Below are 18,452 nucleotides of genomic sequence, written 5' to 3'. Positions count from 1 at the left end.
GGAGGTGCATCGCCATGTCTCTCGTCCGCGTCCAGAACTTCTCCATCTCGCTCGACGGCTTCGGCACGGGCGAACCCCAGAGCTTCGACGCGCCGTTCGGGCACGCCGGCGAACGCCTGCACGAATGGATGTTCGCAACGCGCTTCGGGCGCGCGATGCTCGGGGAGTCCGGCGGAAGCGACGGCCTCGACAACGCATTCGCCGAACGGCATGAGACGCTCGGCATCGGAGCCGAGATCATGGGTCGGCGCAAGTTCACGGCCGAGACAGGACCCTGGACGAAAGTCGGCGAAGACGACGAATGGCGTGGCTGGTGGGGTCCGAACCCGCCGTTTCACACCCCCGTGTTCGTGCTGACCCACTATCCCCGCCCGTCGATCGAGATGGAGGGCGGCACGGTGTTCCACTTCATCGACGCGACGCCAGAAGAGGCGGTCGCCACCGCGAAGGAGGCCGCCGGAGGCCGCGACGTCCGCCTGGGAGGCGGTGCGACGACGATCCGCGAGTTCATGGCCGCCGGGGTCGTCGACGTCGCGCACTTCGTCGTCGTGCCGATCGTGCTCGGCCGCGGCGAGCGCGTGTGGGACGGCCTCGAGGGACTCGAGGCGGACTACGACATCGAACAGGTGTCGTCGCCGAGCGGCGTCGTGCACATGACGCTGAGTCGCCGCGGGCTCTGAGCCCCCTGCCGGGCGCTAAACCAGCGCGCGCACGAGCAGTGCGACCCCGAATCCCGCGACGATCACGTAGCCGATGACGACCGTGATGTGCTGTACGCGCGGCGACGCGCGTCGCCCGAAGAGCGCGCCCGCGGCGACGAGCGCCGTCTGCCACACGAAAGACGCGACGCCCGCGCCGGTGACGAAGAGTACGGCCGCGAACGGATCGGCGCACAGGTCCGCCAGGCCCGTCGCGATCGCGAGGAAGTAGACGACCGTCGCCGGGTTGATGAGCGTGAGCCCGAAGAACAGGGGGAAGCCGCCGAGCGCCGACCTCTCAACCCCAGGGCTGGTGCCGGGAAGCCCTTGTCGCGCGAAGCCCCTGCGCAGCCCGAGCGCCGCGATCCCGACGAGGGCGATCCCGCCGACCACCGCGGGCCACGGCTCGATCTGCGTGATGAACGGTGCGACGGCGGCGCCCGCGACCACGGCGATGAGGCAGTAGAGCGCGTCGACGCTCGCGACCCCGGCCGCCGCGGAAAGGGCGAGACGGATGCCACGCCGCATCCCCTCCTGGATGAGCAGCACGCCGATCGCGCCGACGGGCACGGCGATGGCGAAGCCCGCGAGCGCTCCGCCGGTGAGGGCGGCGAGGGGGTTCATGCCCGGCAGTATCGGCCGCCGTCGGTGGCCGGACTGCAAGATCCTCGGCGACACGGGTAGATTCGCGGCATGGACGAGCTCGACGAGCGGATTCTCGCGATTCTCGTGGAGGACGGTCGCGCTTCTTTCAGCGCCATCGGACGCGAGGTCGGCCTCAGCACGAACGCCGTGGCGGCACGGGTCCGCCGTCTCGAGCGTGCCGAGGTGATCGTCGGCTACCGCGCGGTGCTCGGCGAAGAGGCCCCCGCGACGGCGAAGGGCGGCATCGAGGCCTTCATCGACGTGCGGCTGCGCGCCGACCGCGACTCGGATGAGTTCCTCGAATGGGCGCGTGCGCTTTCAGCGGTGACGGATGCCGCGCACGTCACCGGCCCGTACGACTACCACCTGCACATCCGTGTGCCCGATATGGCGGCTCTCGACGCGCTCCTCCGCTCGCTCAAGAAGGAGGGCGGCGCCGAGCAGACGCACACGCGCATCGCGCTGCGCTGAGCGCGCTCACGCGACCGCCTCGCCCGTCGGACCGTCGCCTGCGAGGCCCTCGTCGGGACTGGTCGCCGCCGTCGTGCGAGCGGTCGCGGCGAGTGCCGCACCGAGGAGCACCACGGCGACCGTCACCCAGATGAGCAAGCGATAGTCCGCGACGGCGAGAAGCCCTGCGCCCACGATCGACACCACCGTCTGCGGCAGGTTGAGCGACACGTTCGCGGCCGCCGCGGTGCGGCCCTGGAGCGCATCGGGTGTGAGCCGCTGGCGCATCGTCGAGAACCCCACGACGGTGATCGGGATGCCGAAGCCGGCGACCACCATGCCGCACGCGGCGATGGGGAGCGAGCCGAGCGGCAGGAGCATCGAACCGAGCGCGAGCATCACGAGGCCCAGCGCGGCGGCTCGGCCCTCACCGAGCTTCGTCACGAGCGTCGCCGACAGGATGCCGCCGACGAGCGCCCCGACGCCCTGCAGCGGCACGAGCCAGCCGATGGCCGCGGCATCCGCGTTCATCGCGTCGAGCGCCGGGAAGATGATGACGTTCAAGAGCCCTGTCGCACCGAAGGCCACCGCGATCGCGATCGTGAGACGCCGGAGCGGGACCACGCGCACGAGGTGCTCGAACCCGGCCACGAGCTCGCGGAGGTAGCCGCGGGATTCCGCGCGTTCGGGGGCCGCGTCGCGCACCGGCAGCCCGATCAGCACGACGGCGCACACTGCGAAGCACACCGCGGTGAGCAGCACGACCGCGTGCGCGCCGAACACCACATAGAGCGCCGTGCCGATGAGCGGGGAGACGAGGCGGAAGCCGTTGTCGATCGTCGAGAGCACGCCGTTGCCGCTCGCGAGCTGGTCGTCGCGCAGCATTCCGCGGATGATGCCGGACTGCGCCGCAGCGGTCGCATACCCGCCCGCACTGTAGAGGAAGATCGCGGTGTAGATGAGCCACAGCTGATCCGGGCCGCTCACGAGCAGGAGCGACAGCACGATGAGCGCCATCGCGACGTTGTTCGCGACGAGGAGGCGCTTGCGCGACATCCGGTCGGCGATCATGCCGATGAACGGCGCGAGAATCGCGGGCAGGCCGAGCGCGACGAAGACGAACGCCGCCGCGACGTCGGAGCCCGTGAACTGCTTCACCCACACCGCGACCATGAGGTAGAGCGCGCTGTCGCCCAGGTTCGTGAAGACCCAGGCGGTCGACAGGCGGCCGAAGCCCGGTGCCTCGAACGCGATCGGAAGGCGACGGCGGCGCGGTGCGGCGTCGGCGGTTTCGGATGCCTCGGTGCTCATCGGGTCTCCTCGGGGTCGGGGTTGACGACGGCGAGGAACCGCGCGTGACGCGCTCCCGGAGGCCGCTTGGACGGGTCGGCGCTGCGACCCGCGAATCTGTCGGTGAGGTTCTGCACCTCGCGGCTGAGTTCGGCGAGCTCCTCGGCCGTCGCCCAGAACGTGGAACGGGTGAACGTCGAGGCCTGCACCCAGTCGTCGTCCTCGTGCTCGACGCGCGAGAAGTAGTCGCGCACGCGCAGGAACTCCGACTCGAGTCCGAGCTCGGCGACCGCTTGGACGGCCAGCAGCGACCCCGGCACGTCGGGATCGGGGCGCAGGTCGAAGTCGTTCGCGCGCACGCGCCAGGGCTTCTCGCGGCCGCGGCGCGCGGCGCGCTCGATGTAGCCGTACTTCTCGAGGATCCGCAGGTGGAACGAGCAGCTCGCCGGCGACTCACCGATCGCCTCGGCGCATTCGGTCGCGGTCGCCGCGTCGACGTCGCCGAGGTGGTCGAGCAGCTTGAGACGCACGGGATGAGCGAGGGCCCGGATGCGCGCGGGGTCGGAGATGCGTTCGCGCGCGTCGCGGTCTGCGCCGGTCTCGCGCTGCGGGTTCTCGTCGGCGGTCATGGCACGACGATAGATCCTAAAGACTCCTTTCGCAAGGTTTCTTTAGAATAAGTCCATGCGGCCGGAGGCCGCTGAACCCGCTGTGAGGGGTCAGCGCACGCGGCGCCCGTGCGCGAGGTCGATGAGCCGCTCGAGCACATCTCCCGCGCGGAGGCCGTTGTGCTCGTGCTCACTCGTGATCCATGGGATGACCCCCGGGAGCAGGCGGGACGTCTCGAGCGCGAACTCGACCGGGACGAACGCGTCGTTGACGTAGATCGAGGTCGCTCCGCGCGCTCCGGATGCCGCGATCGCGTCGGCGTCGTAGAGCCGGGGCCACTCGACTTCCGCGAGCGCCAGGGTCACATCGCGCCAGGGGCGCAGGCCCGGCACCGTGTCGAGCCACTCGCGCCGCACATGCTCGCCGGTGAGGAGTGTCGGGTCATCGCGGAAGTCGTCGGGTTCGACGCGTTCGGCAGACCAGTTGGTCGCGAAGCCGTCGGCGTAGCTCGACTCGTGGAACACGTAGTACAGCGGGTTTCGCGCGCTGAACGGCAGGGCCGCTGCGAGGTCGTACCGGAACGCGTTGGTGCCCGGGTCGTGCTCGAGCAGCGACCACAGCGTCTGCCACCCGTCGTTCGTGCCGAGCAGCATCCCGACCGAGCGAAGACGTGACACCGAGACGACCTCGCCGGACGGGAGGCGGATGCCGCCGGCATCCGCGAGATCGGCCAGTCGACGCATCGCGTCGCGGTGCTGCGGGAAGCGCCGGTAGTACCGCTCGGATTCCGTGCGCATCTTGTCGTACGTGGCGGAGTAGATCTCGTCTGGGTGGCGCCCGAGCGCGCTGAGCCCTCCCGTGATGAAGACGTCCTCGAGCGATGCGGCATCCGTCGACAGGTAGGCGAGGGTCGTGAAGCCGCCGAACGACTGGCCGAGCACGCTCCACGTCGTCGCGCCGAGATGCTCGCGCATCGCCTCGCAGTCGCGCACGATCGCATCCGCGCGCAAGTGGGTGATGTGCTCGACGAGGTCGTCGGTGCCGCGCTCGAGGTCGGCGTCGCCGACCGGTGTCGAGCGGCCGGTGCCGCGCTGGTCGAGCAGCACCACGCGATAGTGCTCGAGGGCGGCGTCGAGCCAGTTCGGCGCGGACGGCGAGTGGAAGGCGCGCGGCGACTCGTTGCCCGGGCCGCCCTGCAGGAACACGAGGTACGGCAGGTTCTCGCCGCCGTCGCGCGCGACGACCGCGGCGTGGATCTCGATCGTGCGTCCGTCGTCGGGGTCATCCCATACGAGCGGAACGGTGATCGTGTGGTCCTCGATCGTCAGGTCCTGGAGGCGACGCGTCGTGACAGGCATACGCCGAGACTACGGATACGACGTCGTCACGTCTCGCCGAGGAACTCGATCGCCGCCTCACGGAAGGCCCGCGATCCGGGCGCATTGAAGTGGTGGCGTCCGGGGATCTCGACGAACCGTCCCTGCGGAGACGCCGCCGCGAGCGCGCGTGATCCTTCGATGATCGCGTCGAGCGACCCGGTCGCGAAGAGGATCGGCTGCTCCGGCGCGTGCGACGGGTCGGGGTCGACCGTGCCGGACATCCGCATGCCCTCGGCGATCGCGAGGAGAGCGCGCAGGTCGTTGCCCGCGACGCGCTCGGTCAGGCGGATGTAGTTCTGGGTCACGGCATCCGTCACCGGTGTTCCGTCCTCGACGTACGCCCGCGCCTGCTCGATGTCGAGCCGCGCCAGCGGGATGCCGTCCGGCACGCCTCCGAGCACGACACGCTCGATGCGACTCGAGAAGTCCTGCGCGACCTCCCAGCCGACGCGCGCCCCGAGCGAATAGCCCACATAGGCGGCGGTGTCGACGAGGTACGTGTCGAGCACCGCCTCGACGTCGCTCGCCAGCAGCCGCAGGTCGTACTGCCCGGGCTCGTGAGGCTTGTCGCTCGCGCCGTGTCCGCGTTGGTCGAGTGCGAGCACGCGGTATCCGGCACGCCGGAGATCGCGCACCCATCCGGTGTTGACCCAGTTGTCCCGGGTGTTCGACGCGAAACCGTGCACCGCGACGACGGTCGGCGCGCTGTCATCGCCCCACGAGTATGTCGCGATGCGATAGCCGTCGCCCACCATCACGTAGACCGGGTCCGGCGTCTCCGTCAATTCGCCGATCGGAGTGGTCATGCAAAAGACCCTAAGGCGCTATGAGCACCTTGAGGGCGGTGCGAGCATCCATCTCGGCGTATGCACGGGGAATCTCGTCGAGGCCGAGTGTGCGGTCGAAGACTCGGCCGGGTTCGATCGTGCCGTCGAGCACCTCGGGAAGCGCATCCTCGATGTACGCGCGCACGGGAGCGGGCCCGCCCGTGATCGTCGCATTCTTGGAGAACAGCGGCCGCCCGACGGGCGCGTCGTCGTATTGCGGCACCCCCACGCGGCTGATGACCCCGCCGGGCCGCACGATGCCGACCGACTGCTCGAGCGCGGGCAGGAGCCCGACCGCCTCGATGACGACGTGCGAACCCTCGCCGCCGGTGAGGTCCATCACGCGCGCGACGCCCTCGTCGCCGCGCTCGGCCACGACGTCGGTCGCCCCGAACTCCACTCCGAGATCGGTGCGGTCGCGGTGGCGGCCCATGAGGATCACGCGCTCCGCGCCGAGACGCTTCGACGCGAGCACGGCCGAGAGCCCCACGGCTCCGTCCCCGACGACGGTGACCGTCTTGCCCGGTCCGACGCCGCCCATGTGCGCCGCGTGGTACCCCGTGAGGTACACGTCGGAGAGCGTCAGCAGCGACGCGAGCATGCGCTCGTCGAGGGCGTCGGGGTCCGCATTCGGAACCTTCACGAGACTGCCGTCGGCCAGCGGCACGCGGCAGAGCTCCGCCTGCAATCCGCCGACGTCGGGCGACCCGTAGAAGCCGCCGTGCACGCACGAGGTGTGGAAGCCCTCGCGGCAGAACACGCACGTGTTGTCCTGGTACGCGAACGTCGCGATGACGAAGTCGCCCGGTGCGAGAGTGCGTACGTCGGCCCCCACCTCTTCGACCACCCCGATCATCTCGTGGCCCATCGGCCGCCCCTCGGTACGGGGCGGGAGCGAGTGATAAGGGTGCAGATCCGAACCGCACACGCACGCGCGCACCGTCCGAACGATCGCATCGGTCGGCTGTCGGATGACGGGGTCGGGAGCCGTCTCGACCCGCACATCGCGGGGGCCGTACATGAACGTCGCCTTCATGTGCGAGACCGTACCAGCGCTGGGCCAGGCTCGGCTCAGTGGTCGTCGAGGTCCCGGTCGACATGCGTGACGCCGGATGCCGCATCCGCCGTCGCCTCGCCGGTCGCGACCGTCTCGGGGATGTCGCCGGGTGTGAACCGGGGCAGCCGGCTCGCGGGCACGATCGCGATCGCGCTCACCCCCGCGAGGATGAGCAGCCCGACCTTGAGCGCTCCGAGGCGCGCGGACTCGTTCACCTCGACGGCCGCCGCGACCTGGCTCGGCGAGGCATCCGTCTCCTCCAGGATCTCGCGCAGCCGGTCGTTGCTCACGAAGTTCGTGCGGTCGAGGTCGACCTGCGACACGAGCTCATCCGGCAGCTCGGGGTGGGCGGCGACGGCGGTGCCCACCGCCGACGCGAGGTTCTGCGTCGTGCCGCGCACCGAGCCGACGTCGCCCGCGAGCTCCTTGGGCGATGCGGTGACGAGCACGTTGAACACGAGCGTCACGAGGGCGCCCTGGCCGACGCCGAACACGAAGAGGCCGAGGATCGTGGGCAGCGTCTCCCAGTTGTTCGTGACGACGAGCGCGAGCCACACGAGTGCGATCGTCGTGAGCCCGAACGAGAACATCCCGATCGCGCGCGGGGTGAAGCGCCGGTAGAAGCGCACCACGATGATCGCGGCGAAGAAGACGGTCAGGTTGAACGGCAGCATCGCGAGCGACGTGTCGAACGGCGTGCGCCCCTGAACGATCTGGATGTAGAGCGGGATCGAGAAGTTCAGCGCCGCCTCGAGCGCGACGACGATGAACATCGCGTAGATCGCGGCACGCTCCTGCGTCGAGCCGAAGATCGAGAGGCTCACCAGCTGCACGCGGCCCGACGCGGCGCGGCGGCGCGTCCACCAGAAGAACAGCTGGACGAGCACGATCCCCACCACGATCAGCACGGGCGCGGGCGACAGGCCGAGGAAGTCGAAGGGCGCGTCCGCGTGCGCGGCGAACAGGCCCCACGTGTTGAGGTTGTTCACGCCGAGCGTGAGCGCCACGATGCCGAGCCCGATGAGCAGTGCGCCGACGTAGTCGATCGTGACCTCGCGGTTGCCGGGCACCGGGCGCAGCGTGAAGCTCAGTGCGAACGCGGCGACCGCGAACACGAGCACGATGACGAAGACGGGCCGCCATCCGACGAGTGTCGCGAGCGTGCCGCCGAGCATGAACGCCGTGACACCGGCGAGCGCCCGCGCCGATCCGAGCGATCCGATCGCGGTCTCCTGCTGCCGCCCCCGGTAGTTCTCGGCGATGAGCGCGACGAGCGACGGCACGATGACGGCGGCGGATGCGCCCGCCAGTGCCTGCGCCACGATGATCCACACCGCGGACGGCGCGAGCATCATCATGACCGCGGATGCGCCGAACACGACGACCACGGTCCGGAACATGATCACCCAGCCGATGCGCTGGCCCGCCTTCGCGCCGACCATGACGAGCGCCGCCACGAGGATGCCGTACGTGACGATCGCGGTGCTGACGACGGTCGGCGGCACACCGAGCGTCTCGACGATGCCCCCGAGCGACACCGGCAGCGCGGCGACGTTGTACGACATGAGCATCTGAGCGAGGAAGAGCCCCGCCATCGGCAGCCACGAGCGGCGAGCGCTCTCGGTCGGCTCGCGCATGGCATCACGGTACTGCCCCGTCCCGCGGAACGGCAGGTGGGTCACGAGAAGCGCCCCCGCCCGGGAGGGCGGGGACGCTCGGAAAGTACGTCAGATCTACTTGAAGGCGTCCTTGACGTTCTCGCCGGCCTTCTTGAGGTTGGCCTTCGTCTGGTCGGCCTCGCCCTCGGCCTCGAGGCGCTCGTTGTCGGTGCCCTTGCCGACGGCTTCCTTCGCCTTGCCGGCCACGTCCTGGGCGGCGTTCTGAATCTTGTCGTCAAGACCCATGTCGGCTCCCTCCTGACAGATCCGGGCCGTTCCCGGAAGTAGGTCAACGATAAGAACCGGTGCGCATGTCGCGAGGGGGGTCGACGCAGGCCCCGAGATGCGCTACGCGCCGGTGGAGGCATCCGCGTCCCCCGCGTCAAGTGCCTCGCACTCACCGGCGCGCCCTGCGAGAATCCGGAGGCGTGGGCCTCTTCGCCGATGTCGTGAATGTGTTCGTCGATTCCCGCGGGCAGTACGGCAACCCGCTCGGGATCATCTGGTCATCCGATTCGACCCGCGGGCAGGAGCAGCAGATCGCGAGCGATCTGGGGTTCAGCGAGACGATCTTCATCGACGAGGTCGCGGACGGGCGGGCCCGCGCGCGCATCTTCACGCCGACGCGGGAGCTCGCCTTCGCGGGGCATCCGACCGTCGGACTCGCCGCCTGGCTGCGAGAGAGCGGCGACGACATCCGATCGATCGCGGTTCCCGCGGGCAACGTGCACGTCCGGGCGGAGCGGGATCTCGTGTTCGTCACCGCGGTGCCGGAATGGGGTCCCGAGTTCGAATTCCAGCAGCTCGAGGCACCGCGCGATGTGGAGGCCGTCGACCCCGCCGCCTACGGGGGCGGGATCTTCTACGTGTGGGCATGGATCGACGAGCGCGCAGGGCGCGTCCGCTCACGCATGTTCGGCCCCGCCATCGGCATACCCGAAGACCCGGCGACCGGCGCTGCGGCGATCCGTCTCGCCGGGATGCTCGGCCGCGACCTCGAGATCACGCAGGGCGAGGGCTCGCAGCTGTTCACGCGCGTCGTCGACGACGGACGGCTCGTCGAGGTCGGCGGACGCACGGCCGACGCCGGCAGCATCGAGGTCCGCTGACGTACCCCGCAGCCGCGGTCAGACGCCGGTGCCGGGCGGGCCCTCGAGCACGGTCGGCGCGTACTCCAGCAGTTGGAGGCCGCCCTCGAACGTCCGGCTGTTCACGAGGTCGAGGCGCACGTCGGGATACCCGTCGAAGATGCGGTCCTGGCCCGTCGCACCCGTGATGACGGGGAAGATCACCACGCGATAGATGTCGACGAGGCCCGCCTGCAGCAGCGTGCGGCACAGCGAGACGCTCCCGAGCGTACGGAGGTTGCGCTCGGAGTCCTGCTCGAGACGGCGCACCGCCTCGACGGGATCGCCGGTGACGAGAGTCGTGTTCGCCCATTCGAGCGGCTCGGTGAGCGTCGAAGAGAAGACGAACTTCGGCATGGCGGTGAGCGCCTCGGTGCCCGGTTCGCCCGATGTCGCGAACATCGACATGAGCCGGTACGTCTTGGCGCCCATCAGGATCGGATCACCCTTCTCGGGCGAGTCGTCGAGCCACTGGAGGTACTCGGGGCTCTCCATGCCCCACCACCCCGGCCAGCCCTCGGCGGCGCCGTATCCGTCAAGGGAGATGATGAAATCCACGGTCAGTCATCGCATCTGGGGAGCCTCCTCGTGCCCGTTCCTGTCCAGGCGGTCCACGCTAGGTCGATGCCGGATGCCGCGAAAGGGGGATGGCGGAGCATCTGCCCCGTCCGGCGTCAACGACGGACGCGATGGCGCAGGTAGACGACGCCGCTGCCGAACACGCGCGTCTCGAGCAGTTCGAGGTCGACCTTCTTCTCGTCGCGGGCGAAGAAGGGGATGCCGCCGCCCAGGAGCACGGGGTAGATGCGCACACGGTACTCGTCGATGAGGTCGGCGTCCGCGGCCGCCGCGGCGAGCGTGGCGCCGCCGATCGCGATCTCGCCGTCGCCCGGCTCGGCGCGGAGCCGCTGGATCTCTTCGGCCAGGCTCCCCGACGCCGGCCTGGCACTGCCCTGCACCTCGGCGAGCGTGTTCGAGAACACGACCTTCGGCAGTGGGTTCCACAGCGAGGCCCACTCACGTTCGTCTTCACTGAACGACGGGGCGACCTCGGGATCCTCCCAATAGAGCATCGTCTCGTAGAGCCTGCGTCCGAGGAGGTGCACGTCGATGCTCCGGATCTCCTCGATGTGGGAGCGGAAGATCTCGTCGTCGGGTGCCGACCAGTCGATGCTGCCTTCGGGGTCGACGATGAACCCGTCGAGAGACATCGTCATCGAGAACGTCACGGTGCGCATGGGGAGCCTCCTCGCTCGTACCGGCCGAGGCTACTCCCCGCGTCCGACGCGGTGCGATCGACCCGGAGTATGCAAGATTGCTGACGTGCCGCCCCGCCTGTCGCCGCAATCCCTGAGCGAAGAAGACCGCCGCCTCGTCGCCGCCTGGGCCGCGGACTGCGCCGAGCGCGTGCTGCCGCTGTTCGAGGCCGAGGCTCCCGACGACGACCGTGCCCGCGACGCGATCGCGCGAGCGCGCGCGTTCTCGCGCGCCGAGCTCACCGCGGCGGAGGAGATCCGGCGCAGGTTCGTCGCGGGTCGGGCGGCGCACTCCGCGACGTCGCCGGCCGGCGCCGCAGCCGCTCGCGCCGCCGCACAGGCGGCGGGCGTGGTGCACATGGGCGCGCATGCGCTGGGCGCGGCCGCGTACGCCGCGAAGGCCGTCGTCCTGGCGGCGGACGATGGAAGAGGTGCGGATGCGGCGGGCGCCGAGCTCGAATGGCAGCTCGAGCGCATGACGGAGGAAGTGGCATCCGCACTTCGCCGGTTGCCGCTCGTCGGTGAGGACTCGTCCGGGCCGCTCGGGTCGGGGCTCCTCGCATCCGGGGATCTGGGGCAGCACATCCGCCGGATCCAGTCGGCGCTCCGCGCGCCGGCCTAGTCCGCGCCCCATCATGGCCCGCCCTCACCCCCGTCGAGATCGCGCGAGTCACCGTCTCGGCGACGGCGACAGCGTGAATCGTGCAATCTCGGCGCCCGGAGCTCCGAACCGGCCTTCTCGCATCCGTGCGTCACAGCTCAACGGGTGCGGGTCCTGCGTCGATCAATGCGTGGAACGTCGGCAGCGTGACGACCCGCGCTTGGACGCCCACGCTCTGAGCGCGAGTGCCGACGCCCGATGGAGGGCGCGGATGCCGTATGCGGCATCCGACTTTTCGGTCCGATAACGACCGGTCGCACAATTCGGAGCGGTGTGACATGCTCTCACCAACCGCACATTGGATGCCGTCGTGAAACCGTCAGCAGAGGGTTCTCCGCAGGTGGGGCTGCCGCCCTACAGGCGCACGATCGCCGGGGTGCTCGGCGGTCTGGCCGGGCTTGCGGTCTTGAGCGTCATCGCGGGGCTGCTGGTCGTCGCCCCCCTCGCTCCCGCGATCGCCCTTGCGGGCCACGCGGCGAACTCGGCGGCGACGCTGTTCGAAGGCCTGCCCAGCTACCTCGAGATCGAGCGGCTGATGCTGCCGACGACGATCTACGCCCGGGACCCCGACACCGGCAAGGACGTCGAGCTGACCAAGTTCTACGACCAGAACCGCGTTCCGGTCGAGTTCAACCAGGTGGCCCCCGTCGTCTACGACGCGATCCTGGCGTCCGAAGACCCGCGCTTCTTCCAGCACGGCGGCGTCGACCTCATCGGAACGGCCCGCGCCTTCATCCGCAACGCGCAGGGAAGCCAGATCCAGGGCGGCTCCTCGATCAGTCAGCAGTACGTCAAGAACGTCCTCGTGCAACGCTGCGAGCGCGACGCGAAGCCCGAGCCGGTCCTGGATGAGAACGGCGACCCCGTCAAGAACGAGGACGGCACCGACAAGATCAAGACGCGCGAAGAGGTGCTGCTGGACTGCTGGCTCGACGCGACCCAGGCCAGCGGCATCGAGGGGTACCACCGCAAGCTGCAGGAGATCCGCTACGCGATCCAGGTCGAGCGCCAGTACTCCAAGAACACCATCCTGCTCGGATACCTCAACATCGCGAACTTCGGTGGCCGGACCTACGGCATCGAGGCTGCCGCGCGGTACTACTTCAACACGACCGCGTCGAAGCTGACGCTCGGGCAGGCCGCCACCCTCGCGGGCATCGTGCAGAACCCGAACACGTTCCGCATCGACCAACCCCAGGGCTCGATCGTCAGCGAGGACGGCACCACCCGCTACAACAAGGCGGCGGACGGATCGATCGAAGACGTGACCCGCGGCACGCTCGCGGGCCTCGACTCCCTCCTGGCGCGAGGTGTGATCACCGAGGAGCAGCACCTCGCCGCGGGTGACGCGTACAGCGCGACCAAGGGTCGGCAGCTGTATGTGCTGGACCGGATGCGGGAGGAAGGGCGCATCACCGACGAGCAGTACGTCGCCGCGGCGATCGAGCCGATCACCCCCGCCATCCAGCCTCCGCGCACGGGCTGCACATCCTCGTCGGCGCCGTTCTTCTGCCAGTACGTCGTCAACACGGTGCGCTACGACCCGGACTACGCCGCCGCCTTCGGCGAGACCGCCGAGGAGCGTCAGCGGTCGCTCACGCGCGACGGCCTGAGCATCTACACGACGATCGACCTGCGGCTGCAGCAGGCGTCGCAGGACGCGATGGCGCGATACGCGCCCGTGACGGTTCCGGGCATGAACTTCGGCGCGGCATCCGTCAGCATCGAGACGAACACCGGTCGGATCCTCGCGATCAGCCAGAACAACCGGTTCACGGAGGACCGGGACGTCGCCGCGTCGGATCCCGCGTACACCTCGCTCGTCTACGCCGGCGACTCTATCCACGGCCGCTCCGACGGGTTCCCGACCGGCTCGACCTTCAAGCTGTTCACGCTCGTGGACTGGCTCGAGAAGGGCAAGTCGCTCTTCCAGCCGGTGAACGGCAACGTGCGCCCGATCCGGCGCCTGAACGACCGCTGCGACGGCACGTGGGTCAACCTCGAGAACCACATCGTGCGGAACTTCGGCGGCGTTCGCGGGTACACCGGCACGCCCATGCAGTTCACGGCGCAGTCTCTCAACACCGGCTTCCTCGGCATGGCCGAGCAGCTCGATCTGTGCGACATCGAGGAGGTCGCGGCACGCATGGGGGTGGCCCGCGGGTCGGGCGATCCGATCGACATCAACGGCGCCGCGGCGATCATTGGCACCGAGAACATCGCACCGGTCAGTCTCGCGGCGGCGTACGCCACGGTCGCCAACAACGGCGTGTACTGCGTTCCGCGGGCGATCGACCGCGTGGTGGACGCGGACGGTCAGAACGTCCCCATTCCGGGCAACCGCTGCAAGCAGGCGATCAGCCCGGAGGTCGCCGCCGCGACCGCGTTCGCGCTCCAGGGCGTCATGAGGCCGGGCGGCACGGGATTCGGTGGGAACCCGAACGACGGCACGCCCCTGATCGGCAAGACCGGCACCCACGAGCAGATCCAGACGTGGCTCGTCGAATCGAGCGCACGCGTGACGACGGGCGTGTGGGCCGGCAACGCGATCGGTTTCGGCGACGTGTTCCGCGCGTGGCACGACGGCCGGCAGCTCTCGACCATCCGGCTCCCGCTCGCGCGCGACATCCAGGCGGTCGCGAACCAGCTCTACCCGGGCGGCGGCTTCCCGCAGCCGCCCGGTGAGTACCTCCGCCGTCCCGCGCCACCGCCGCCGGCCGACTCGGACGACGACGGCCCTCCGGGTGAGGACCGCCGGGGCCCGGGCCCCGGCGGACCCGGTCGTGGGCCCGGCGGGGGCGGCGACGACGATTGAGCGCGCTCGCGCGGCATCCGTGCGAGATCGCGCGAATCGTCGCGCCTGCGCCGACTCAGCCGTCGTTCGTGCAACCTCGGCAGGGCGCGCTCAATCGCTCCAGCGACGACGATACCGGCACCGGATGCCGCGCCGGCCGCGCGCCGCATCCGTCCAGATCGCGCGAATCACCGCCGCGCCGCAGCGCGACCCGTCATTCGCGCAATCTCGACCACCCGGGGTAGCCGGTCGCCCTCACGCACTCTCGCGCCATCGCGCGACGCTGTCGACCTGACCCTCGTGGATGAAGCTCACCCACTCCCACCCCGGTTCCGGCGACGCGATGCGCGAGTCGTCGATCTCGCGACCGTCCCGCAGCGCCTCGACATAGGCGCGGTCGCGTGCGATCCGTTCCCGCGCATCACCGCCGGCCGACCCGTGGCCCGGAACGACGACGGATGCGGCATCCGCCGCCTCCTCCAGCAGGAGCAGGCCCGTCAGGTAATCGGTAAGCGGATCACGCGGCCCCTCGAACCCGCCGAGCATCGGGACGAAGAGATCCGAGAGCATGTCGCCCGCGATGAGCACGCCGCGGTCCTCGACCAGCAGCGCGGCATGGCCGACGGCGTGCGCGGGGTGCTCGATGATCCGGATGCGCGGACCGCCCCACGGGAACACCGATGACCTGCCGGGAAGCGCCGCGACGAACCCGAATCCCTCGAGCGGCGTCTGTTCGATGATCTCGGGCGGCAGCGCCTCGCGGGCTCGAGCCTCCCACTCCGGCTCCGCCCGGAAATCGCGCATGAACTCGGCGCAGTCGGTGGTTCCATAGCGGGGCGCTCCGCCGAGCGCCGCGTGCCACAGCACGTGGTCCCAGTCCGGATGCGTCGAGAATCCGGCCCCCACGGTCTGCCCCCGCTCGCGGATGTCGCGGGCCAGGCACTCCAGCTCATCGCCGGTCACTCCCGCGTCGACCACGAGCACGCCCGCGTCGCCTTCCACGACCACGGTGTTGTTGCGGAGGAGCTCGCTCCGATGGACGAACACGCCTTCGGCGACCTGGGTCAACATGGGGTCGATCCTTTCAGCCGAGTGCGAGACACGCGACGGCGACGGTGCAGATTCCGATGCCCGCGAGCTGTGCCGCGCCCATCCGCTCGCGCAGCAGGCCTGCGGCCAGCAGGACGGTCACGGCGGGGTAGACGGATGCGAGCACCGCCGCGATCCCGAGGCTCGTAAAGCCCGTCGCGATCATGAACGCGAGGGTTCCGCACGCGCCGAGCGCGCCCGTCGCGCTCCCCCAGCCGAGCACCTCGCGCGTGGGACGCCAACGCTGCTTGAGAAGCGACGCGACGACGATCGTGAGCACGGCCCCGGAGAGCTGGTTCGCGGCGAGGGGCAGGAGGCCCGCCGCATCCGAGATCTGTGCCAGCGCGACGAAGAGGATTCCGAAACCCAGCCCCGCGAGAACGCCGTCGAGCACCGCACCTCGCACGTCACGCGGGCGATCGGAGGCCGCGGGGCGCGAGACCAGCCAGATGCCGGGCAGCGCAAGGGCCATGCCGACCCAGACGAGCCAGCTCGGGCGCTCGCCGAGTGCGACGCCCACGAGCACCGGCAGCACCGCGGCTCCGACGGCAGAGATCGGTGCGACCAATCCCATGCGACCGCGCGAGAGCCCGCGGAAGAGGAAGATGCTTCCGGTGGCCGAGCCCACGCCGGCCAGGAGCGCCCACGCGAAGTCGGCCGGTACGGGGATCCCGGGCAGAGCGAGGCCCGCGATGAACATGACGACCGCGCCGGTGGTCTGCCCCACGAGAACGATCTGCCATGACGAGAACCGGCGCGCGCCGACCCCGCCGACGAAGTCCGACGCGCCGTATGCGACGGCCGACGACAGCGCGAGGACGACTCCGAAACTCATGCATCCGAACCTAGGACCGGCGACGGTCCACCGTGAAGGGCCACATCTTGTACGGAAGAGTGGACCATTCGTAGCCTCGTCCTGTGACCGTGGACTGGCGGCGCGGAGGACCGGACCTCCCGCTCACGCTCGGTGCGGTCGGGCTTCGCCGCGGCTGAGGGCGCGGTCATCGTGTCGGGCTTCCGGCAGGGGCTGACCTTCGCCCTCGCGGCGATCTCGCGGAGCGGCATTCGTCGTATCGCTCTCGAAGACCCGGGGCCGCGAGAGCACGACGTCATCGCGCGCCGCGCCGGGCTCGATGCCGTCCCGGTGCGCGTCGACTCGGAGGGTGTCGACGTCGAACACCTGCGTTCGAGCGGAGCCCGCGCGGTGCTGGTGACGCCGGCGCACCAGTGCCCGACCGGTGTCGCACTCGCACCGGCTCGCCGCCGCGCCCTCCTCACATGGGCGAACGAGGTCGACGGTGTGATCCTCGAAGACGACTACGACGCCGAGTTCCGCTACGACCGCCAGCCGGTGGGCTCGCTGCAGGGCCTCGATCCCGATCGCGTGATCGCACTGGGGTCGGTGAGCAAGACGCTCGCACCGGCGATCCGGCTCGGCTGGGTGCTCGCACCTCGGAGATTCGTGCCGGGCATCGTCGAGGAGAAGCGGCTCAGCACGCGCGGCGCCCCCGCGCTCGATCAGGAGGCACTCGCGCTGCTCATGGAGACCGGCCGTTACGACCGTCACCTGCGCCGCATGCGCGACACCTACCGCGCGCGGCGCGACGTGCTGGCGGCGGAGGTCGAGTGCACGTTCGGCCCTGGCCGCCTCGAGGGGCTGGCGGCCGGATGCCACGCGCTGCTGCGGCTGCCGGACGACGCGTCCGAGGCGGCGGTTGCCGAGGCGGCCGCCGCGAGAGGAGTGCGCGTGAACCCGCTGGGCCGATACCGATTCGGTGAACCGGATGCCGCCGCCCACGTCGACCCGCTGCCGCCGGCACTCGTGATCGGGTTCGGCAACGTCGACGAGGAGCGGATTCGGCGAGGCATCCGGGTCATCGATCGAATCGTCCGCTCGCTCTCTCCCGGGACACGGCGGTGATCACGCGCCGCGCTGTGCGAACCCGTCGATCGCCTCGGCCGTCATGCCCATCTCGATCGGGCCGCCGTGGCCCTCCGTCTCGACGATGAGGTATCGGCTTCCCTGCCAGGCCTGGTGCAGACGCCACGGCGTGATCGCGGGACCGCTGACGTCGTAGCGCCCGTGGATGAGGACGCCCGGGATGCCGCTGAGCTCACCCGCGCGGTCGAGGACCACGCGATCGCCGGTGAGGAAGCAGTCGTTGGACCAGTAGTGGGTGACGAGGGTCGCCACGTTCTGCCGGACTCGCAGGTCTTCGTTCAGCGGGCCTGGCTCCCACGCGGGGTCCAGTGAGATGTGCGTCGACTCCCACGCGTCCCACCGGTCGGCGGCGGCTGTCCGCACCGCGGGATCCGGGTCGCGCATGAGCGCCGCGTAGTGGTCTACGACGCGCGTACCGCGGGGGACATCCGCGGCGAACTCGCTCCACGCCTCCGGGAACACCGCGCCGACCCCTTCGGTGATCCAGTCGATCTCCGGCCTGCTCCCGGTGGTCACCGCGGTGAGGACGATCTCGGTCACGCGGTCGGGATGATCGAGCGCGTATGCCAGGGCGAGTGCCGAGCCCCACGACACTCCGTGCACAAGCCAGCGCTCGATGCCGAAGTGGGCGCGGAGCGCTTCGATGTCGGCGAGCTGGGTCTGCGTGTTGTTCGCGTCAAGGTGCTCGAGGTCGTCCATCGCCCACGGGGTGCTCCGCCCGCAGCCGCGCTGGTCGAAGCCGACGATGAAGTACTTCTCCGGGTCGAAGCGACGGCGGTATCCGCCGGGCCCCAACCCCGACCCCGGGCCGCCGTGCAGGTAGAGCGCCGGTCGCCCTTGTGGGTTGCCGGACGTCTCCCAGTACAACTCCGCCCCGTCGGGGCGACGAAGGACACCGGACGCGAATGGCTCGATCGGAGGATGCAGCACCGTGGCAGATTACCCGGCCCGCGGTGCGGTTGCGGCGTCT

Annotated in this window: 19 protein-coding genes; 6 read left to right on the top strand and 13 right to left on the bottom strand. The window is 70.1% G+C overall.

Annotation, left to right across the window (positions count from 1 at the left end):
* Positions 1 to 14: 14 nt before the first annotated feature.
* Entirely contained in the window at positions 15 to 680 is a 666-nt protein-coding gene (locus VNR19_RS11610) for a dihydrofolate reductase family protein (protein ID WP_325726903.1), read from the top strand.
* A 15-nt stretch (positions 681 to 695) separates the two neighbouring features.
* Here VNR19_RS11610 and VNR19_RS11605 read toward each other — a convergent pair whose 3' ends face one another.
* The gene (locus VNR19_RS11605; protein ID WP_325726901.1) at positions 696 to 1,322 is read right to left on the bottom strand and encodes a LysE family transporter; all 627 of its coding nucleotides are present in this window, start codon (positions 1,320 to 1,322) and stop codon (positions 696 to 698) included.
* A 69-nt stretch (positions 1,323 to 1,391) separates the two neighbouring features.
* Here VNR19_RS11605 and VNR19_RS11600 point away from each other — a divergent pair, with 69 nt between their 5' ends.
* On the top strand, positions 1,392 to 1,814 hold the full coding sequence (locus VNR19_RS11600; RefSeq protein WP_325726899.1) for an Lrp/AsnC family transcriptional regulator: 423 nt from the start codon (positions 1,392 to 1,394) through the stop codon (positions 1,812 to 1,814).
* Positions 1,815 to 1,820: 6 nt separating this feature from the next.
* On the opposite strand, the gene VNR19_RS11595 is transcribed toward VNR19_RS11600, so the two are convergent.
* The 7 genes from VNR19_RS11595 to VNR19_RS11565 form a co-directional block, all read right to left on the bottom strand.
* The gene (locus tag VNR19_RS11595) at positions 1,821 to 3,104 is read right to left on the bottom strand and encodes an MFS transporter (protein WP_325726897.1); all 1,284 of its coding nucleotides are present in this window, start codon (positions 3,102 to 3,104) and stop codon (positions 1,821 to 1,823) included.
* Positions 3,101 to 3,712: an ArsR/SmtB family transcription factor gene (locus VNR19_RS11590; protein WP_325726895.1), complete on the bottom strand. Its 612-nt coding sequence runs from the start codon at positions 3,710 to 3,712 to the stop codon at positions 3,101 to 3,103. The genes VNR19_RS11595 and VNR19_RS11590 overlap by 4 nt, the downstream gene beginning before the upstream one ends.
* Before the next feature lie 90 nt (positions 3,713 to 3,802).
* Positions 3,803 to 5,050: an alpha/beta fold hydrolase gene (locus VNR19_RS11585; RefSeq protein ID WP_325726893.1), complete on the bottom strand. Its 1,248-nt coding sequence runs from the start codon at positions 5,048 to 5,050 to the stop codon at positions 3,803 to 3,805.
* Between the two features lie 26 nt (positions 5,051 to 5,076).
* Positions 5,077 to 5,877 carry an alpha/beta fold hydrolase gene (locus VNR19_RS11580; protein WP_325726891.1) on the bottom strand — a complete coding sequence of 267 codons (801 nt, stop codon included), beginning with the start codon at positions 5,875 to 5,877 and terminating at the stop codon, positions 5,077 to 5,079.
* Between the two features lie 10 nt (positions 5,878 to 5,887).
* Positions 5,888 to 6,934, bottom strand: coding sequence for a zinc-binding dehydrogenase (locus tag VNR19_RS11575; RefSeq protein WP_325726889.1), 1,047 nt, complete (start codon positions 6,932 to 6,934; stop codon positions 5,888 to 5,890).
* Between the two features lie 35 nt (positions 6,935 to 6,969).
* Positions 6,970 to 8,592 carry an MFS transporter gene (locus VNR19_RS11570; RefSeq protein ID WP_325726887.1) on the bottom strand — a complete coding sequence of 541 codons (1,623 nt, stop codon included), beginning with the start codon at positions 8,590 to 8,592 and terminating at the stop codon, positions 6,970 to 6,972.
* Positions 8,593 to 8,688: 96 nt separating this feature from the next.
* Complete coding sequence (locus tag VNR19_RS11565) at positions 8,689 to 8,859, bottom strand: CsbD family protein (protein WP_325726885.1); 171 nt, start codon at positions 8,857 to 8,859, stop codon at positions 8,689 to 8,691.
* A 182-nt stretch (positions 8,860 to 9,041) separates the two neighbouring features.
* On the opposite strand from VNR19_RS11565, the gene VNR19_RS11560 reads away from it, so the two are divergent.
* On the top strand, positions 9,042 to 9,722 hold the full coding sequence (locus tag VNR19_RS11560) for a PhzF family phenazine biosynthesis protein (protein ID WP_325726883.1): 681 nt from the start codon (positions 9,042 to 9,044) through the stop codon (positions 9,720 to 9,722).
* A gap of 18 nt (positions 9,723 to 9,740) precedes the next feature.
* On the opposite strand, the gene VNR19_RS11555 is transcribed toward VNR19_RS11560, so the two are convergent.
* Entirely contained in the window at positions 9,741 to 10,304 is a 564-nt protein-coding gene (locus VNR19_RS11555) for a dihydrofolate reductase family protein (protein WP_325726946.1), read from the bottom strand.
* A 110-nt stretch (positions 10,305 to 10,414) separates the two neighbouring features.
* Positions 10,415 to 10,978 carry a dihydrofolate reductase family protein gene (locus tag VNR19_RS11550; protein ID WP_325726881.1) on the bottom strand — a complete coding sequence of 188 codons (564 nt, stop codon included), beginning with the start codon at positions 10,976 to 10,978 and terminating at the stop codon, positions 10,415 to 10,417.
* 85 nt (positions 10,979 to 11,063) lie between these two features.
* Here VNR19_RS11550 and VNR19_RS11545 point away from each other — a divergent pair, with 85 nt between their 5' ends.
* Entirely contained in the window at positions 11,064 to 11,618 is a 555-nt protein-coding gene (locus VNR19_RS11545) for a putative immunity protein (RefSeq protein ID WP_325726879.1), read from the top strand.
* A 349-nt stretch (positions 11,619 to 11,967) separates the two neighbouring features.
* Positions 11,968 to 14,472: a transglycosylase domain-containing protein gene (locus VNR19_RS11540; RefSeq protein ID WP_325726877.1), complete on the top strand. Its 2,505-nt coding sequence runs from the start codon at positions 11,968 to 11,970 to the stop codon at positions 14,470 to 14,472.
* A 234-nt stretch (positions 14,473 to 14,706) separates the two neighbouring features.
* On the opposite strand, the gene VNR19_RS11535 is transcribed toward VNR19_RS11540, so the two are convergent.
* Positions 14,707 to 15,522 carry an MBL fold metallo-hydrolase gene (locus VNR19_RS11535; RefSeq protein ID WP_325726875.1) on the bottom strand — a complete coding sequence of 272 codons (816 nt, stop codon included), beginning with the start codon at positions 15,520 to 15,522 and terminating at the stop codon, positions 14,707 to 14,709.
* Between the two features lie 13 nt (positions 15,523 to 15,535).
* Complete coding sequence (locus VNR19_RS11530) at positions 15,536 to 16,375, bottom strand: DMT family transporter (protein ID WP_325726873.1); 840 nt, start codon at positions 16,373 to 16,375, stop codon at positions 15,536 to 15,538.
* 132 nt (positions 16,376 to 16,507) lie between these two features.
* On the opposite strand from VNR19_RS11530, the gene VNR19_RS11525 reads away from it, so the two are divergent.
* A complete protein-coding gene (locus tag VNR19_RS11525; protein WP_325726871.1) occupies positions 16,508 to 17,461 on the top strand; it encodes an aminotransferase-like domain-containing protein in 954 nt (317 codons plus the stop codon).
* Here VNR19_RS11525 and pip read toward each other — a convergent pair whose 3' ends face one another.
* Positions 17,462 to 18,412: a prolyl aminopeptidase gene (pip, locus tag VNR19_RS11520; RefSeq protein WP_325726867.1), complete on the bottom strand. Its 951-nt coding sequence runs from the start codon at positions 18,410 to 18,412 to the stop codon at positions 17,462 to 17,464.
* Between the last annotated feature and the right edge of the window lie 40 nt (positions 18,413 to 18,452).

The sequence above is a fragment of the Microbacterium sp. genome, assembly GCF_035556355.1.
Taxonomy (GTDB): domain Bacteria; phylum Actinomycetota; class Actinomycetes; order Actinomycetales; family Microbacteriaceae; genus Microbacterium.
Note: the sequence above shows the minus strand (reverse complement) of the source record. Positions and strands in the feature narration are given on the sequence as shown.

Coding starts and splice junctions, on each gene's coding strand:
- VNR19_RS11610 (WP_325726903.1), top strand. CDS start 15: ATGTCTCTCGTCCGCGTCCAGAACTTCTCCATCTCGCTCGACGGCTTC.
- VNR19_RS11605 (WP_325726901.1), bottom strand. CDS start 1,322: ATGAACCCCCTCGCCGCCCTCACCGGCGGAGCGCTCGCGGGCTTCGCC.
- VNR19_RS11600 (WP_325726899.1), top strand. CDS start 1,392: ATGGACGAGCTCGACGAGCGGATTCTCGCGATTCTCGTGGAGGACGGT.
- VNR19_RS11595 (WP_325726897.1), bottom strand. CDS start 3,104: ATGAGCACCGAGGCATCCGAAACCGCCGACGCCGCACCGCGCCGCCGT.
- VNR19_RS11590 (WP_325726895.1), bottom strand. CDS start 3,712: ATGACCGCCGACGAGAACCCGCAGCGCGAGACCGGCGCAGACCGCGAC.
- VNR19_RS11585 (WP_325726893.1), bottom strand. CDS start 5,050: ATGCCTGTCACGACGCGTCGCCTCCAGGACCTGACGATCGAGGACCAC.
- VNR19_RS11580 (WP_325726891.1), bottom strand. CDS start 5,877: ATGACCACTCCGATCGGCGAATTGACGGAGACGCCGGACCCGGTCTAC.
- VNR19_RS11575 (WP_325726889.1), bottom strand. CDS start 6,934: ATGAAGGCGACGTTCATGTACGGCCCCCGCGATGTGCGGGTCGAGACG.
- VNR19_RS11570 (WP_325726887.1), bottom strand. CDS start 8,592: ATGCGCGAGCCGACCGAGAGCGCTCGCCGCTCGTGGCTGCCGATGGCG.
- VNR19_RS11565 (WP_325726885.1), bottom strand. CDS start 8,859: ATGGGTCTTGACGACAAGATTCAGAACGCCGCCCAGGACGTGGCCGGC.
- VNR19_RS11550 (WP_325726881.1), bottom strand. CDS start 10,978: ATGCGCACCGTGACGTTCTCGATGACGATGTCTCTCGACGGGTTCATC.
- VNR19_RS11535 (WP_325726875.1), bottom strand. CDS start 15,522: ATGTTGACCCAGGTCGCCGAAGGCGTGTTCGTCCATCGGAGCGAGCTC.
- VNR19_RS11530 (WP_325726873.1), bottom strand. CDS start 16,375: ATGAGTTTCGGAGTCGTCCTCGCGCTGTCGTCGGCCGTCGCATACGGC.